This window comes from Steroidobacter sp. (assembly GCF_036402275.1).
GTDB lineage: Bacteria > Pseudomonadota > Gammaproteobacteria > Steroidobacterales > Steroidobacteraceae > Steroidobacter.
The window spans coordinates 14935-28841 of sequence record NZ_DASWTF010000015.1; the positions used below are offsets into that span (position 1 = coordinate 14935).

16 protein-coding genes are annotated in these 13907 nt (G+C 62.2%); 4 read left to right on the forward strand and 12 right to left on the reverse strand.

Annotated features, from left to right (window positions below; translation table 11 throughout):
• Window positions 1–16 precede the first annotated feature (16 nt).
• On the reverse strand, window positions 17–1507 hold the full coding sequence (locus VGD45_RS08450; protein ID WP_331154847.1) for an efflux transporter outer membrane subunit: 1491 nt from the start codon (window positions 1505–1507) through the stop codon (window positions 17–19).
• A gap of 353 nt (window positions 1508–1860) precedes the next feature.
• On the opposite strand from VGD45_RS08450, the gene cysD reads away from it, so the two are divergent.
• From cysD to cysQ, 3 genes are read left to right on the forward strand one after another with little or no spacing between them, the layout of a single operon-like run.
• Window positions 1861–2763, forward strand: a complete 903-nt coding sequence (cysD, locus tag VGD45_RS08455; RefSeq protein ID WP_331154848.1) for a sulfate adenylyltransferase subunit CysD — start codon at window positions 1861–1863, stop codon at window positions 2761–2763.
• Entirely contained in the window at window positions 2763–4688 is a 1926-nt protein-coding gene (gene cysN / locus VGD45_RS08460; RefSeq protein WP_331154849.1) for a sulfate adenylyltransferase subunit CysN, read from the forward strand. The genes cysD and cysN overlap by 1 nt, the downstream gene beginning before the upstream one ends.
• A gap of 10 nt (window positions 4689–4698) precedes the next feature.
• On the forward strand, window positions 4699–5499 hold the full coding sequence (cysQ, locus tag VGD45_RS08465) for a 3'(2'),5'-bisphosphate nucleotidase CysQ (RefSeq protein WP_331154850.1): 801 nt from the start codon (window positions 4699–4701) through the stop codon (window positions 5497–5499).
• Between the two features lie 87 nt (window positions 5500–5586).
• Here the strand turns inward: cysQ and VGD45_RS08470 are convergent, their stop codons facing one another.
• Window positions 5587–5772: a hypothetical protein gene (locus VGD45_RS08470; protein WP_331154851.1), complete on the reverse strand. Its 186-nt coding sequence runs from the start codon at window positions 5770–5772 to the stop codon at window positions 5587–5589.
• 238 nt (window positions 5773–6010) lie between these two features.
• The gene (locus VGD45_RS08475; protein ID WP_331154852.1) at window positions 6011–6535 is read right to left on the reverse strand and encodes a hypothetical protein; all 525 of its coding nucleotides are present in this window, start codon (window positions 6533–6535) and stop codon (window positions 6011–6013) included.
• 403 nt (window positions 6536–6938) lie between these two features.
• Here VGD45_RS08475 and leuA point away from each other — a divergent pair, with 403 nt between their 5' ends.
• Window positions 6939–8636 (forward strand): 2-isopropylmalate synthase, encoded by a 1698-nt coding sequence (gene leuA / locus VGD45_RS08480; RefSeq protein WP_331154853.1) that lies wholly within the window; start codon window positions 6939–6941, stop codon window positions 8634–8636.
• A gap of 48 nt (window positions 8637–8684) precedes the next feature.
• Here the strand turns inward: leuA and VGD45_RS08485 are convergent, their stop codons facing one another.
• The 9 genes from VGD45_RS08485 to VGD45_RS08525 form a co-directional block, all read right to left on the reverse strand.
• Complete coding sequence (locus VGD45_RS08485) at window positions 8685–9113, reverse strand: CBS domain-containing protein (protein WP_331154854.1); 429 nt, start codon at window positions 9111–9113, stop codon at window positions 8685–8687.
• 70 nt (window positions 9114–9183) lie between these two features.
• On the reverse strand, window positions 9184–9507 hold the full coding sequence (locus VGD45_RS08490) for a DUF2934 domain-containing protein (protein WP_331154855.1): 324 nt from the start codon (window positions 9505–9507) through the stop codon (window positions 9184–9186).
• A gap of 194 nt (window positions 9508–9701) precedes the next feature.
• Window positions 9702–10184: a peptidylprolyl isomerase gene (locus tag VGD45_RS08495; RefSeq protein ID WP_331154856.1), complete on the reverse strand. Its 483-nt coding sequence runs from the start codon at window positions 10182–10184 to the stop codon at window positions 9702–9704.
• A 98-nt stretch (window positions 10185–10282) separates the two neighbouring features.
• A complete protein-coding gene (locus tag VGD45_RS08500) occupies window positions 10283–10723 on the reverse strand; it encodes a DUF695 domain-containing protein (protein WP_331154857.1) in 441 nt (146 codons plus the stop codon).
• Window positions 10713–10856 (reverse strand): hypothetical protein, encoded by a 144-nt coding sequence (locus VGD45_RS08505; RefSeq protein WP_331154858.1) that lies wholly within the window; start codon window positions 10854–10856, stop codon window positions 10713–10715. Before VGD45_RS08505 ends, VGD45_RS08500 begins: the two co-directional genes overlap by 11 nt.
• The gene (locus VGD45_RS08510; RefSeq protein ID WP_331154859.1) at window positions 10853–11167 is read right to left on the reverse strand and encodes a hypothetical protein; all 315 of its coding nucleotides are present in this window, start codon (window positions 11165–11167) and stop codon (window positions 10853–10855) included. Before VGD45_RS08510 ends, VGD45_RS08505 begins: the two co-directional genes overlap by 4 nt.
• An 11-nt stretch (window positions 11168–11178) precedes the next feature.
• On the reverse strand, window positions 11179–11478 hold the full coding sequence (locus tag VGD45_RS08515; protein WP_331154860.1) for a hypothetical protein: 300 nt from the start codon (window positions 11476–11478) through the stop codon (window positions 11179–11181).
• Between the two features lie 30 nt (window positions 11479–11508).
• Complete coding sequence (locus VGD45_RS08520) at window positions 11509–11982, reverse strand: hypothetical protein (protein WP_331154861.1); 474 nt, start codon at window positions 11980–11982, stop codon at window positions 11509–11511.
• Window positions 11983–12097: 115 nt separating this feature from the next.
• Window positions 12098–13888, reverse strand: a complete 1791-nt coding sequence (locus VGD45_RS08525) for an amidohydrolase (RefSeq protein WP_331154862.1) — start codon at window positions 13886–13888, stop codon at window positions 12098–12100.
• Window positions 13889–13907 lie beyond the last annotated feature (19 nt).

The window sequence follows — 13907 nt, forward strand, 5'->3', positions numbered from 1 at the left end:
GGAAGCCTTGCGATATTCAGGTCGCCGCCGGGAACACCGACCAGCCACCGCCGAGCGCCTTGTACAGACGAATCAGATTGGAAGTCATCTCGCCATCGCTGACCGCGAGCGAGTCTTCCAGCGACAGCAGCTGGCGATCCGCCGTCAACACGCTTTCGAAATCGACCAGCCCGGAGTTGTACTGGACCCGCGCCAGCTCGGCCGCGCGACGCCCGCTTGCGACCGCCTCGACCAGCGCTCGATGCCGACGCTGCTCGCTGGTCCAGGAATCCAGCGCGTTTTCGACTTCCTCATACGCCGCCAGCACGATGGACTCGTACGAGGCCAGCGCCTGATCGACCAGCGCGTTCTGCACCTTGATGTTCTGGCGGAGCGCGCCGCCGTTGAAAATCGGCAGGCTCAGAGACACGCCGCTGCGCTCGTTCTTGAAGCCGTCGAGCAAATCGCTGGCCGTGAGCGACTGCCAGGTGATCGAGCCATTCAGCGACAAGCTCGGATACAACGCCGCGGTTGCCACGCCAACCTGCGCAGTCTGCGCCGCCAGCTGACGTTCGGCGCTGCGAATATCCGGTCGACGCCGCAGTACATCGGCTGGAACACCTGCGACGATATCGACAGGTGCGATCGGAATGGGCTTACGGTCCTGCAGCGACGCTTCGAGCGCGCCAGGGGTCTGCCCGGTGAGCACGGCGAGCCGGTTCATGTTCTGAACCAGGCTGGATTCCAGCAAGGGAATCTGCGAGCGGGTCTGCTCGTAATTGGTATTCGCCTGCTCGACATCGAGCACCGTGGTCAGGCCGGCTTGCGCGCGCCACCGCGTCATATCCAATGCTTCACGCTGCGACTCCAGATTGCGCTCGGCGAAATCGAGGCGCGATTGGGCCGTCCGGACCCCGACGTAACTCAGCGCCACGTCGCCCAGAAGGACGACCAGCACGTCGCGCAGCTCCGCTTCGGTAGCGGCGAGTTGCGCCGTTGCGGCCTCGTACGAGCGCCGCTGACCTCCGAAAAGATCCAATTCCCAACTGGCACTGAACCCGGCGCTGTAACTTTCGCCGACCGTGCTGACTGCCTCGCCCCGCTCGTTGAAGTTGCCTTCGGACTCGCTGCGGCTGGCGCTGGTCGACGCGCCGATGCTCGGCCAGAAGCCCGAGCCGGCGATGGCCCGTTGCGCGCGCGCCTGGACCACGCGGGCATACGCCTGCTTGACGGTCTTGTTGTCGGCCAGCGCGCGTTCGATCAATTCGTTCAGTTGCGGATCGTTCAGGCTGGTCCACCACGCCGCCAGAGAGGGGGCGTCGGGGGATTCAACGCGAACTCCGGTCTGGGGCAGCTCGTGCCACTGATCCGGAGTGACCGTCCGCGGCGCTCGATAGTCTGGCCCCACGGCGCAACCGGCCAACGATATCGACACGGCCAGCGCGACCAGCGGGCGGAACACGGGGACGCGGTCTGTCGTTCCTGCCGAATTCGACGGCGCTGCCGGGCGGAGTTGTGAGAGCGTCATTGGCATGCTGAAGACGGGTTCGTGATGGCCGGGACACGACACAAATGGCCGGCCAGTGGGCTGGCGTGGAGTCAGGCGCCGCGCCAGGATGCAAGTTCAGCACGGCCCCGTGCCAAGTAGTGTTACAAGATTGTAAGCATATGTATCTGAAAAGGCCGTGTTTTTAGCCCCCTGCGCGGGCGCGCGGTCAGCGCGGTGACTTGCTTATAACCATCTGTGAGCGGCGCCGTACCAGTTGCGATATGCAGTCACAGGCCGTTAACGCACAATTTGTCGCCCGCGCCGGCCGGGATCCGCATGCACTTTTGCGGCCAGGCGACCGGGATTCGAACTGGCGGGATGTTTCGCACGCGATGACCAGACTGACTCATTTACAAAGACTCGAAGCCGAATCCATTCACATCCTCCGCGAGGTCGTGGCCGAGTGCGAGCGGCCCGTGATGCTGTACTCCATCGGCAAGGACAGCTCGGTGATGCTGCACCTGGCGATGAAGGCATTCTATCCGGCCAAGCCGCCGTTCCCGCTGCTGCACGTGGACACCACCTGGAAGTTCCGGGAGATGATCGCCTTCCGCGATCGCATGGCCGGGCAGCTCGGCCTGGATCTGCTGGTGCACATCAATCAGGACGGCCTGGCCCGCGGCATCGGCCCGTTCACCCATGGCTCGGCCGTGCACACCGACGTGATGAAGACCCAGGGCCTGAAGCAGGCGCTGGATAAATACGGTTTCGACGCGGCCTTCGGCGGCGCGCGTCGCGATGAAGAGAAGTCCCGCGCCAAGGAGCGCGTGTTCTCGTTCCGCTCGGCCCAGCATCGCTGGGATCCTAAGCGCCAGCGCCCCGAGCTCTGGCGTCAGTACAACGCTCGCAAGAACAAGGGCGAAAGCCTGCGCGTGTTCCCGCTCTCCAACTGGACCGAGCTGGATATCTGGCAATACATCTATCTGGAAAAGATTCCCATCGTGCCCCTGTATTTCTCCGCCATGCGCCCGGTGGTCCGCCGCGACGGCGCGTTGATCATGGTCGACGACGACCGCATGCCTCTGCGCGACGGAGAGAGGCCCGAACTGAAGTCCGTGCGCTTCCGCACGCTGGGCTGCTACCCGCTGACGGGAGCGGTTGAGAGCGAGGCGGCCACGCTGCCCGAGATCATTCAGGAGATGCTGCTGACCACCAGCTCGGAACGACAGGGCCGCGTGATCGATCACGACAGCGCCGCGTCGATGGAAAAGAAGAAGCAGGAGGGCTATTTCTAATGGCCCACAAGTCCGATCTGATCGCCACCGACATTCAGGCCTACCTGAAGTCCCACGAGCACAAGAGCCTGCTGCGGTTCATCACCTGCGGCAGCGTCGATGACGGCAAGTCGACCCTGATCGGCCGGCTGCTGTACGAATCCAAAATGATTTTCGAGGATCAGCTCACCGCGCTGGAAGCCGATTCCAAGAAGGTCGGCACGCAAGGCGGCGAGTTGGATTTCGCGCTGCTGGTGGACGGCCTGGCCGCCGAGCGCGAGCAAGGCATCACCATCGACGTCGCGTATCGCTTCTTCTCGACCGACCGACGCAAATTCATCGTCGCCGACACGCCGGGGCATGAGCAGTACACGCGTAACATGGTGACCGGCGCGTCGACAGCCGACGTCGCAGTCATCTTGATCGACGGTCGCAAAGGCGTGCTCACGCAGACGCGCCGGCACAGCTACATCGTGTCTCTGCTCGGCATCAAGCATGTCGTGCTGGCCATCAACAAGATGGACCTGGTCGGCTACTCACAGCAGATTTTCGACACCATCGTCGCCGAGTATCGCGACTTCGCGGCGCAGATCGGCCTGGACAACATCGTGGCCGTGCCGCTCTCGGCATTGCGCGGTGACAACATGCTCGAGCCCAGCGCCAACACGCCGTGGTATCAGGGTCCGACCTTGATGTCATATCTCGAGTCCGTCGAGATCGAAGACGATTTGCAGCAGCGGCCGTTCCGGTTGCCCGTGCAGTGGGTGAACCGGCCGAATCAGGACTTTCGCGGTTTCGCGGGCACCATCTCCAGCGGCGTGATTCGCAAGGGCGATAAGATTCGCGCGTTGCCTTCCGGGCGCACGAGCACAGTCGCACGCATCGTTACTCATGACGGCGACCTGGAGCAGGCGGTCGCGGGTCAATCGATCACGCTGACATTGGCCGACGAAGTCGACATCAGTCGCGGTGACGTCATTGCGGCGGCCGAATCGCCGCCGGCGGTGGCCGATCAATTCCAATCGACCATCATCTGGATGCACGACGAGCCGATGCTTCCGGGCCGGCCTTATCTGATCAAGCTCGGCGCACGCACCGTGACCGGCAGCATCACTGCGCCGAAGTACAAGGTGAACGTCAACACGCTGGAGCATCTGGCCGCGAAGCAGCTGGAGCTCAACGAGATCGGCGTGTGCAACCTGAGCCTCGATCGCCCGGTGGCCTTCGATGCATACACCGACAATCGCGAGACCGGCGGCTTCATCCTGATCGACAAGATCACGAACGATACCGTCGGCGCGGGACTGCTCAGCTTCGCGCTGCGTCGTGCTGAAAACATTCACTGGCAAGCGCTCGATGTGAACAAGCCGGCGCGCGCGGCGCTGAAAGGTCAGCGGGCTTGCGTGCTGTGGTTCACCGGCTTGTCGGGTGCGGGTAAATCGACGGTCGCGAACCTGGTCGAGAAGCGCCTGCACTCGCTCGGCCGGCATACGTACACGCTCGATGGTGACAACGTGCGCCACGGCTTGAACAAAGACCTGGGCTTTACGGATGCGGATCGCGTCGAAAACATTCGTCGCGTCGCCGAAGTGTCCAAGCTCATGGTGGACGCGGGCCTGATCGTGCTGGTGTCGTTCATTTCTCCGTTCCGCTCCGAGCGTCGCCTGGCGCGCGAGTTGATGCAGCCGGGAGAATTCTTCGAAGTGTTCGTCGACACGCCGCTCGAAGAAGCAGAGAAGCGCGATCCGAAGGGCCTGTACAAGAAGGCCCGTCGCGGCGAGCTGCAAAACTTCACCGGCATCGATTCGCCTTACGAAGCGCCCGAGCATCCCGAGATTCACTTACGCACAGCGCTGTACTCTCCGGAGGCTGCGGCCGAGCAGATCATGAATCAGCTGCGGGACGCGGGTATGCTGTATCCGGCGGACGAGTTGTCCGGCTTGTAAGGAAGCACGCGTGGCGCACTCGGGACTGTTAGCCGACGTGGTGAAGCTGGCTCAGCGGGCCGGCGATGCCATCCTGAGTGTTTACAGCGAGCAGTTCGAAGTCACTCACAAGAGCGATCAGTCGCCGCTGACCGTGGCCGACCTGCGCTCGCACGAGATCATTTCCCAGGGACTGCGTAGTCTGACACCGGATGTCCCGGTGCTGTCCGAAGAAGCCAGCGACATTCCTTTCGAGCAGCGTCGTGAATGGCGGCGTTACTGGCTGGTCGATCCGCTCGATGGCACGAAGGAGTTCGTGTCCCGCAATGGCGAATTCACCGTCAACATTGCACTGATCGAAAATCACGTGCCCGTGCTCGGCGTCGTGCATGTGCCGGTTACGAGCACCACCTATACAGGCGCGACCGGCGTCGGCGCGTTCCGTCAGGTCGATGCGCAAGCGCCCGAGCCGCTGCGCGTTCAAGCCCCGGCCGCGAGCCCGCTCCGCATCGTCGGCAGTCGCTCACATCGTGGCGACTCGTTGGATAAATATCTGCCGAAGCTCGGTCCCTATGAATTGGTCGCGGTCGGCAGCTCCCTGAAGTTCTGCCTGGTTGCGGAAGGCAGCGCGGACTTTTATCCGCGCTTCGGCCCCACTAGCGAATGGGACACGGCCGCCGCGCAAGCGGTGGTTGAAGCCGCCGGCGGCGCGGTCGTCAAAACAGATGGCGAGCAACTTCGCTACAACACCAAAGCGGATCTATTGAATCCGCACTTCCTGGTCTTCGGCGATCGCAGCCGGAACTGGCTGCAAATTTTGTCGCTGCGCTGAGCGCACGGTGGGCGCTGGGGCGGGAAAGACGGTCTGGGCGGTGTCGCCCGTCCCTGGGCTACTGCTTCGAAATCATCTCGCGTGTCCTTACATGTGACGAACCGGGTCGGTGTCGCTCACCGCGATCTGCTGAATCGTCACCGTGCCGCGCCTGCCGTCGACTGTCTCAGACGTATTGAAAGAAACATCGAACAGCGCAGCCACCAGCATGGCCGCCGTCAAAGACATGAAGATGGCGCCGAAAGCGCCGACTAGCCTGGTATGTATGTTCACGAGTCGTACTCCACAGTTGCAAACGTTTTCCAGCGCGCCCCCAACTGCGCGACAGCAATGCGGAGCCGTCAATCGCAGGATTGAATGCGGCAATGCAGTCGCGCAGTGAATGCTTGTTTCTCATGCTGGATAGCTTGCGCTCCGCTCGTGACGGCACGGTGATAGCGCTCGTGAACAACGCGTGAATTTTGCGAACGGCCCGAAAGGCCAATGTCGCTAAGCGATCGTTTGTTTTGCGTCAGGGAATGTCGATGGCGGTGGCATCGTTTGTTTTATCCCTGTCGTTTACCCGTATGTACACTTGCGCGCCACGCATCGTGCCATCGCGCGCTGGCAACATGCTTGTGAGACGAACGGGATATTCGCCGGCCTCGGTCGGTTGCAAACAAATATTGCGACGTGAGCGCTTCAGGCCGAGGCGTTGCTTGTGATCCTGCCGAATCGAGATCGACAACGGCGCTCCCGCGACCGGCTCATTGCCCGGGCCGGCCGCGCGAATGCTCATCTGCGTCACACACAAGCGTTTGCCGAGCTCGAGCACCTGGACAGCGGGCTCCACCTCGACCTGCTCCACTTTGACGTTGGCGAGACTTTTCGAGACCAGGTCGGAGGCCACGAACAGCTGTCGTCCGGCGTACGCCGGAGACTTGTCGGACGCGCTCGCCGCTTCGCCGATCACGACCCAGACGATCTGGAACGGCGGCTCCTGAGCCACCGCGGGGTCGACCGTCGAGGCCAGGGTCCAAGCCAGGATCGCGGTCATCGTCACCGCGCTCCAGCGGCTCCTCCTGGGGTTGGTCCGTTGCACCATACCCAACCAACCCAAGGGCCAGGGGAGCAGTTCCCCTACCCGAGACGACGGCCATCACGGAATGCCGCAGGAACAACTTGCGTTTCGCGGAGGGGCCCTGCTAGATTCATGCACATGCGTACGATCCAGCAAATGTCTGCTCTGCCCCCCCATGGCAGTGGGCTGCTGCGTGCGCGCCTGCACCTGCGTCGCTAGACGCACAACTTCACCCTTCCGCCTCCCCCCTGAAATGGGATCTGGGATCGGCGCTAAAAAAAGTCCTTGAGTTTGTCTCGCTCTCAGCGGCGGACGAGGACCCCGGGCAGGCACATCATCTCCGGCAGGTCGGCGTCAGCTGCGATAAGGAAACGGCACCATGTTGCAGGAACCTTCAAGCAAATATCGTTCGTTCGCTCCCATTCCGCTGCCGGATCGGACCTGGCCCAACAAGGTCATCAGCGCGCCACCCCAGTGGTGCAGCGTCGACCTGCGGGACGGCAACCAGGCGCTGATCGAACCCATGGACGGCGCCCGCAAACGCCGCATGTTCGATCTGCTGGTGAAGACCGGCTTCAAGGAAATCGAAGTGGGCTTTCCGGCCGCTTCCCAGACCGACTTCGATTTCGTGCGCGAGCTCATCGAGCAGAACCTGATTCCGGATGACGTAACCATCCAGGTGCTCGTGCAGTGTCGCCCGGAGTTGATCGCCCGCACGTTCGAGTCGCTGCGCGGCGCGCGACGGGCCATCGTTCATTTCTACAATTCCACCTCCACAGTGCAGCGGCGCGTGGTGTTCGGACTGGATCGCGCCGGCATCATCGATATCGCCGTGAAGGCCGCTCAGTGCGTACGTGAGCATGCCGACCGCCATCCCGAGACGGAATGGCGCTTCGAGTACAGCCCAGAAAGCTTCACCGGCACCGAGCTGGATTTCGCGGTGGAGATCTGCGACGCCGTGAACGCGGTGTTGCAACCCACGCCGGAACGCAAGGCGATCATTAACCTGCCGGCCACCGTCGAGATGGCGACGCCGAATATTTATGCCGACCAGATCGAATGGTTCCTCCGTCACGTGAAAAATCGTGACTGCATCATTCTGTCCCTGCATCCGCATAACGATCGTGGCACGGGCGTGGCCGCGGCCGAGCTCGGCATGATGGCGGGCGCCGATCGCGTGGAAGGCACGCTGTTCGGCAACGGCGAGCGCACGGGCAACGTCGATGTCGTCACGCTCGCGTTGAATCTCTACACGCAGGGCGTTAATCCGGGCCTGGACTTTTCCAACATCAACGAAGCGGCGCGCATTGCCGAGCATTGCAATCAGCTGCCGATTCATCCGCGTCATCCTTACGTCGGCGATCTGGTGTTCACAGCCTTCTCGGGTTCGCATCAGGACGCGATCAAGAAAGGTTTCGCCGCCCGTCGCGACGGCGATTTGTGGGAAGTGCCGTATCTCCCGATCGATCCGCGCGACGTGGGCCGGACTTACGAGTCAGTCATCCGCGTGAACAGCCAGTCGGGCAAGGGCGGCATCGCCTATCTGCTCGAGCGCGACTACGGCATCACCATGCCGCGGCGTTTGCAGATCGAGTTCAGCCAGGTGGTTCAGGCAGTCACCGACGCGACCGGCAAGGAGCTCTCGTCCGAACAGATCTGGGCGTTGTTCCAGCAGGAGTTCCTGGGTGACAACGGCACGTATGTTTACGGCGGCCACCAACTCACTTCGCTGCGCGATCAGCACGAGGTCGAGCGCCTGTCTCTGAAGCTGAAATGCAACGGCCAGGGCGCACTCCTTCATGGCGAAGGCAACGGCCCCATCGACGCCATCGTCGACGCCCTCGGCCTGCGGTTCGACGTGCTTTCCTATGAAGAGCACTCGGTGGGCACCGGCAGCGGCGCCAAAGCCATGGCCTTCGTTGAAATCACGACCCCGGCCCGCGCCACGCTATTCGGCGTCGGCTACCACGAGAACATCGTGACCGCCTCGCTGCTCGCCGTACTGAGCGCCGTCAACCGCGCCCTGCAACGCGGCCTCCTCGACGACGCCATGCCCGTCGCGACGGCCCAGGGTTGATCGAAGCTCATGGAGACCCATCCATTGGGTGGGTCTTCCGCTCGATATTTACCCAGCGATATAGCGTTCCAGCTGGGTGATGGTCTGCTGTTGTTCTTCGATCACCGCCTTCACCAGGTCGCCGATCGAGATCATTCCCACCAGCCGGTTTTTCTCCACCACCGGCAGGTGGCGGATGCGCAGCTCCGTCATCAGCTCCATGCAGCGATGCACGTCTTCGTCCGGGGACACCGTTTTTACCGGCGATGACATGATCTGCCACACCGGCGTGTCGGAGCTGGAGCGACCGAGCAGGATCACCTTACGTGCGTAGTCGCGTTCCGAGACGATGCCGACCAGCTCTTGATCGCGCATGACCGGCAACGCGCCGATGTGCTTGTCGGCCATCAGCTGAATGGCTTCCAGCACCGGCTCTTCCGGGCCGATGGTCCAGACCGTCTTGTTTTTGAAGGCAAGCAGGTAACTAACGCGCAGCATCGCGGCCCTCCTGTCTTATGCGAGGACCAGCCTACTCCCAAACTCCGGCGCGATGAAATGCGTGCGTTCGTCAGCCGTACAGCTTGGCGTGAACGGCGCGCTCGGCTTCCAGCCAGTCGTCCAGCTCGTGGCCCGGCGAGAAGTTACGGGCGGCGGCGAGATAGTAGGCAGCGGTCGCGATCATCGTGCCCACATCTTCAGGTGTGGGATCGAGTGTTGCGGCCACGACCTGCACTTCGGTGGTCGCTGGGGCTGCAGTTTTGTCTGTCGGTGTTTTGCGAGGAGCACGCGGTTTTTTCGCCGCCGCGGACTGAGTCTCAGCGGGTTTCGCGGCGACTACCTTGGACTTGGCGCGAGTGCGCTTCGGGGGTGAGGTGTCAGGGGTGAATTCCATCGACATCTCCTGGAACGTGAGGATCGCTCCGTGAGCAAGCACGGAGTGTGCCAGCGAGGCGGCGTCATTCTACGGTGCGGATGTGACCGCGAAATGTCGGAAAGTCGCGATCAAGGACGCCAGTGGCGATGGAGGGTTGGTGCAGGAACCTGCACCGTACGCACGATCCTAGTGCGCACGGCGCAGCAGGCGGATCAGTGGTGGTGGCCGCCCGGGCCGTGCACATGGCCGTGCGCCAGCTCTTCTTCCGTGGCGGTGCGAACGCTGACCACTTCCACCTTGAAGTTCAGATTCTTGCCCGCCAGCGGGTGATTGCCGTCGAGCGTGACCATGTCGCCCTGGAGCTGCGTGACCGTCACCGCCCGCACGCCGTGCTCGGATTGCGCATGCAACTGCATGCCGACGTGCAGATTGCCGATCCCCTTGAGGGCACGCTTCGGCACGCGCTGGATGAGCGACTTGTCGAACTCGCCGTAGCCGTCGGCGGGCGAAATTTTCACGTCGAGCTTGTCGCCCTCGCCCTTGCCTTCCAGCTCGCGCTCCAGGCCCGGGATCAGGTTGCCGTTGCCGTGGATGTAGGCAAGCGGCTCACCGCCGGCCGAGCTGTCGATGGTAGTTCCGGCATCGTCAGTCAGCGTGTAGTGGATCAGTGCGACGGCGTCTTTGGTGATTTGCATGACAAGGGCCCAAATCGGGATGGCCGAAACTCGGCATTATGGACCATTGCGGGCGTAAACACCCGCACAGTCTTGCTCAGCCCTCCCGCTCGGACCCTTCAGCCGAAGCGCTGTGCAAGGAGCTTTTTCGCGTACGACTTGTAGAACTCGCCCTTCGAGTCGCTCTCGTGATGGATCTGTATGGGATAGGGCCCGCTCTCCTCCTGTGGAATTTCGCTCAGCGCCTCGAGGAACGATTCGACCGTGCTCGAATAAAAGACGAACTCCCGATAGCCAGGCTCGGTGAAAACGACGCAGAGGAGCGCCTGTTCCGTCGCTTCGATGTACTCGCAGATCCGGCTCTCGAATCTTCCCATCGCGTCCTGCTCCTCCTCGGCGGGCGTATCGTCCGGCCCCGTGTCACGGTACGCCCAGATGACGTTCAGCCGCTCCGGATATCGCTGGAAAGCAAACGAGGCGTCCAGTTCCATGATTCGGATCAACGACAGACCTTCGTCGGTCTTGCGTTCCGCCAGCACCCATTTTCGATCATGCATCATCTCGTGATTTCCTTCGTTTGCCGAGGCGTTCGAACACATACGAGCGCGCGGAGAGAGACACGTCCACCCACCCGATACGGCCGGGCCCGCTCAGCCCGTCCGATTTGTTCTCGATGTACATGATGCGTTTCATGCGTCGGCCTCGTTGGCCTCGGAACGTGGCTCCCTCGCCGGTTGGTGCAAGAGGTCACGCATCAAGATGATAGTTGCAAACATCGAGAATCGAGCAAAGGCGGCCAGGAGCGCCAGCCACAATGGCGCTGGCGTAGTCACGGGATAGAGATGCGATTCCGACAAAGGAACGTTCACATCGACAAAAAAGACTGCCACCGAGGCCGCAACCAAAATCACAGCCGCGGCCCACCAGCGAACCGCGCGCGCCTTTACACGCGCCAACAGGCTCACCACGACGAATGCAGCCGCGAGCACCGCCAGCAGCGCCACGATGGACCACGTCATGTTTCGTCGGGTCGTCGCTGCGGTAGCGGGCTCGCCAGACAGAGAGAGGCAAGCGCAGCGAGTCGGGCGAAGGTGGCGAGTAGCGCAATCCATAAAGGCGCCGGCGCGCCGGAATCAAAGTGCGATTCCGAGAAAGGAATGTTCACATCGACATATAGCATTCCCACGAACGCCGCGGGCCAGAGCACAGCCGCAATCACCCAGCGAAAAGCACGAGACTGGACGCGCCCCAGCAGGCCCACCACCACGCCCGCCGCTGCGAACACCGCCAGCCACATGAGTAGCGACGCAATCATGTTTCTAATCCTTCAGATCGAGAAGCGGCTCTATACGCAGTACTTGCGGACGTCCCGGTTCTTTTCCCAATGAACCAGCTGCAGCGACGTCTGAAAGCGGTGCACGCCGCCTTTGTATTGAATCGCGCCCGTGACCTCGACCGCTTCGTCGCTGGGGAATACGAGCTTGCGGACGCCAGGTCCTTCAAAGAAGCTGATCGGACCTTGTGGGATATCGAGACCCGTCGTGGTTCCTGACTTGGCCAGGTGCGCGTACAGCGCGCCCGCCGACGCTGTCCCGATTCGATCGATGCTGATCGACACGACCTCGCCGGCCGGATCTTTGGTTTGAAAGGTCGAGGTCAGGCAGTACGCTTTGCTATTGGCCTGATCCATCAGACTGAAGTCGATCGCCCCGCCCGGCACCGCCACGCTGACTTCCGCGAAGCCGCGCCGGTCGTAGCTCCAGGGCTGGAATATCGCGACCAGCGCCAGGGCCACGATGACACATCCAGCGATCTTCATTGCTTGCGCGCCCCATCCCGTTGGCTACGGGAGAGCCTAGCAAGGAACGCTCAGGAATGATGTGATCGAGTCGATGCCAGCGGCACCGACTCGACATAACAAAGGAATCAGGACATCAATTCGCAACCGGCGCGGAGGCTGCCGCAAAGTCGCCATGCACGGCTTGACCGGCGAACAGCGTCAGCAGCACCTGCGTCTTGGCGATTTCGTTCACGGGAATCTTGAACAGATCGCGATCGAGCACCACCAGGTCCGCGCTCTTGCCGACGACCAGCGAGCCGCTGCGATCGTCCAGATGCGACGCGTATGCCGAGTTGATCGTGTAGTTCTCGATGGCCTGCGCGAGCCCGATGGCCTCGTTGGGCGCCAGGCGCTCGCCCTCCGCCGCGCCAGGAAAGCGACGCGTCAGCGCGACTTCGATGCCTTCGAACGGATTGGCGGAAGCGACGGGCCAATCGGATCCATACGCCACTTTGCCGCCGGCTTTTATCAACGTGCCGGTGGGATACGTACGGTCGAGCCGAGCCTGACCGACGCGCGTGCCGACCATGACCATGTACTCATCCAGGCATGCCCACAGCGGCTGGAAAATGACAACGACGCCCAGCTCGCGGAACCTCGGCAAATCAGCCGTCGAAATCAGATTCACGTGCGAGAGCAGATGACGATGATCCTTCGCACCGTTTCGCTCACGCGCTTTCGTAAACGCATCGAGCGCCGTGCGCACGGCGCGATCGCCGATGGCATGAATGTGAATTTGAAAACCCTCGGCGTCCAGTCGCGTCACCGCCTCTTCGAGCGCGGCCGGTTCCATGTGCATGTCGCCCGTGAATCCCGGCATGTCCGAATAAGGTTCGATGAGCGCTGCCGTACGCTGCGCCGGCACGCCATCCAACAGGAACTTCACTGACTTGGCTTCGATGCCAGCCTCAGCCAGCCGCTGCGCGGCCGCGACCAGATCGGGAATCTGCTCGACGCCCTGTTTCTTATCCCACGCCAACGCCAACCGGACGTGACCTTTGAGCGTGCCCTTCTTCGCCAGGCTGGCATACGTCTGCGGAACGCCAGGCGGAATGGCCTGCCCCGGCTCGTCACCGGAGATCGGCACCAACGCGTCGTGCCAGCCGACGATGCCCACGCTGTTGAAATAATCGCGCGCGTAATGCAAAGCATCCTCGCGTGCTTGGTCCGAAGGCGGCGGGAGTTTCTTGACGATCAACTCCACCGCCGCTTCCTGAAACGAGCCCATCGGCTCGCCGTTCTTGTAACGATCGATCCGTCCGTTCGCCGGGTCTGGCGTGTCTTTGGTGATGCCAGCGGCTTCCAGACCTTTGGAGTTCACCCAAATACTGTGACCGCCGACGGAAGTGAACGCCGCCGGCCGATCCGATACTACAGCGTCCAGCAGCTTCTTATCCGGCGTCCCCTCGGGAACAAACAAACCATCCTTCCAGCCCACGCCGACCAACCATCCCGAGCCCGGCTGGTCCGCCGCGCACTTGGCGATCATTTTCTGATACTCGGCCACCGAGTTGCCCTCGTGCAGCGGACACTGGCTCTGGCCGAGGCCGCCCCACACCGGATGAGTGTGTGCATCGTGAAAGGCTGGCAGAACGAATCTTCCCTGCAAGTCGACCACCTGTGTCTTGGGGCCGATCAACGCCGCGGTCTCTCCATCCGCACCGAGCGCGACGATTTTGCCTTCGCGAACGGCGACCGACGTGACTGTCGGTTTGTTCGCATCGACGGTATAGATGTTTCCATTCTTGAACACCAGCTCCGCGGCGGCTTCGGCTCGCGGCTCCTGCTTCGCACACGCGGTGACAACCGCCGCCACAGCCAGCACCAACACCCGCGCGGAGAGACGAGCGCCGAGATAGCGCTCGCCGTTGCTCATTAACTTCATCGAGTCTTCCACAGTCGTC

What these genes read in the sequence shown, in the direction of transcription:
- VGD45_RS08450 (WP_331154847.1), bottom strand. Translation starts at nt 1,507, where the DNA reads ATGACGCTCTCACAACTCCGCCCGGCAGCGCCGTCGAATTCGGCAGGA.
- VGD45_RS08515 (WP_331154860.1), bottom strand. Translation starts at nt 11,478, where the DNA reads ATGATTGCGTCGCTACTCATGTGGCTGGCGGTGTTCGCAGCGGCGGGC.
- VGD45_RS08495 (WP_331154856.1), bottom strand. Translation starts at nt 10,184, where the DNA reads ATGCAAATCACCAAAGACGCCGTCGCACTGATCCACTACACGCTGACT.
- cysN (WP_331154849.1), top strand. Translation starts at nt 2,763, where the DNA reads ATGGCCCACAAGTCCGATCTGATCGCCACCGACATTCAGGCCTACCTG.
- leuA (WP_331154853.1), top strand. Translation starts at nt 6,939, where the DNA reads ATGTTGCAGGAACCTTCAAGCAAATATCGTTCGTTCGCTCCCATTCCG.
- VGD45_RS08485 (WP_331154854.1), bottom strand. Translation starts at nt 9,113, where the DNA reads ATGCTGCGCGTTAGTTACCTGCTTGCCTTCAAAAACAAGACGGTCTGG.
- VGD45_RS08475 (WP_331154852.1), bottom strand. Translation starts at nt 6,535, where the DNA reads ATGACCGCGATCCTGGCTTGGACCCTGGCCTCGACGGTCGACCCCGCG.
- VGD45_RS08520 (WP_331154861.1), bottom strand. Translation starts at nt 11,982, where the DNA reads ATGAAGATCGCTGGATGTGTCATCGTGGCCCTGGCGCTGGTCGCGATA.
- VGD45_RS08525 (WP_331154862.1), bottom strand. Translation starts at nt 13,888, where the DNA reads ATGAAGTTAATGAGCAACGGCGAGCGCTATCTCGGCGCTCGTCTCTCC.
- cysD (WP_331154848.1), top strand. Translation starts at nt 1,861, where the DNA reads ATGACCAGACTGACTCATTTACAAAGACTCGAAGCCGAATCCATTCAC.
- VGD45_RS08505 (WP_331154858.1), bottom strand. Translation starts at nt 10,856, where the DNA reads ATGAAACGCATCATGTACATCGAGAACAAATCGGACGGGCTGAGCGGG.
- VGD45_RS08500 (WP_331154857.1), bottom strand. Translation starts at nt 10,723, where the DNA reads ATGATGCATGATCGAAAATGGGTGCTGGCGGAACGCAAGACCGACGAA.
- VGD45_RS08490 (WP_331154855.1), bottom strand. Translation starts at nt 9,507, where the DNA reads ATGGAATTCACCCCTGACACCTCACCCCCGAAGCGCACTCGCGCCAAG.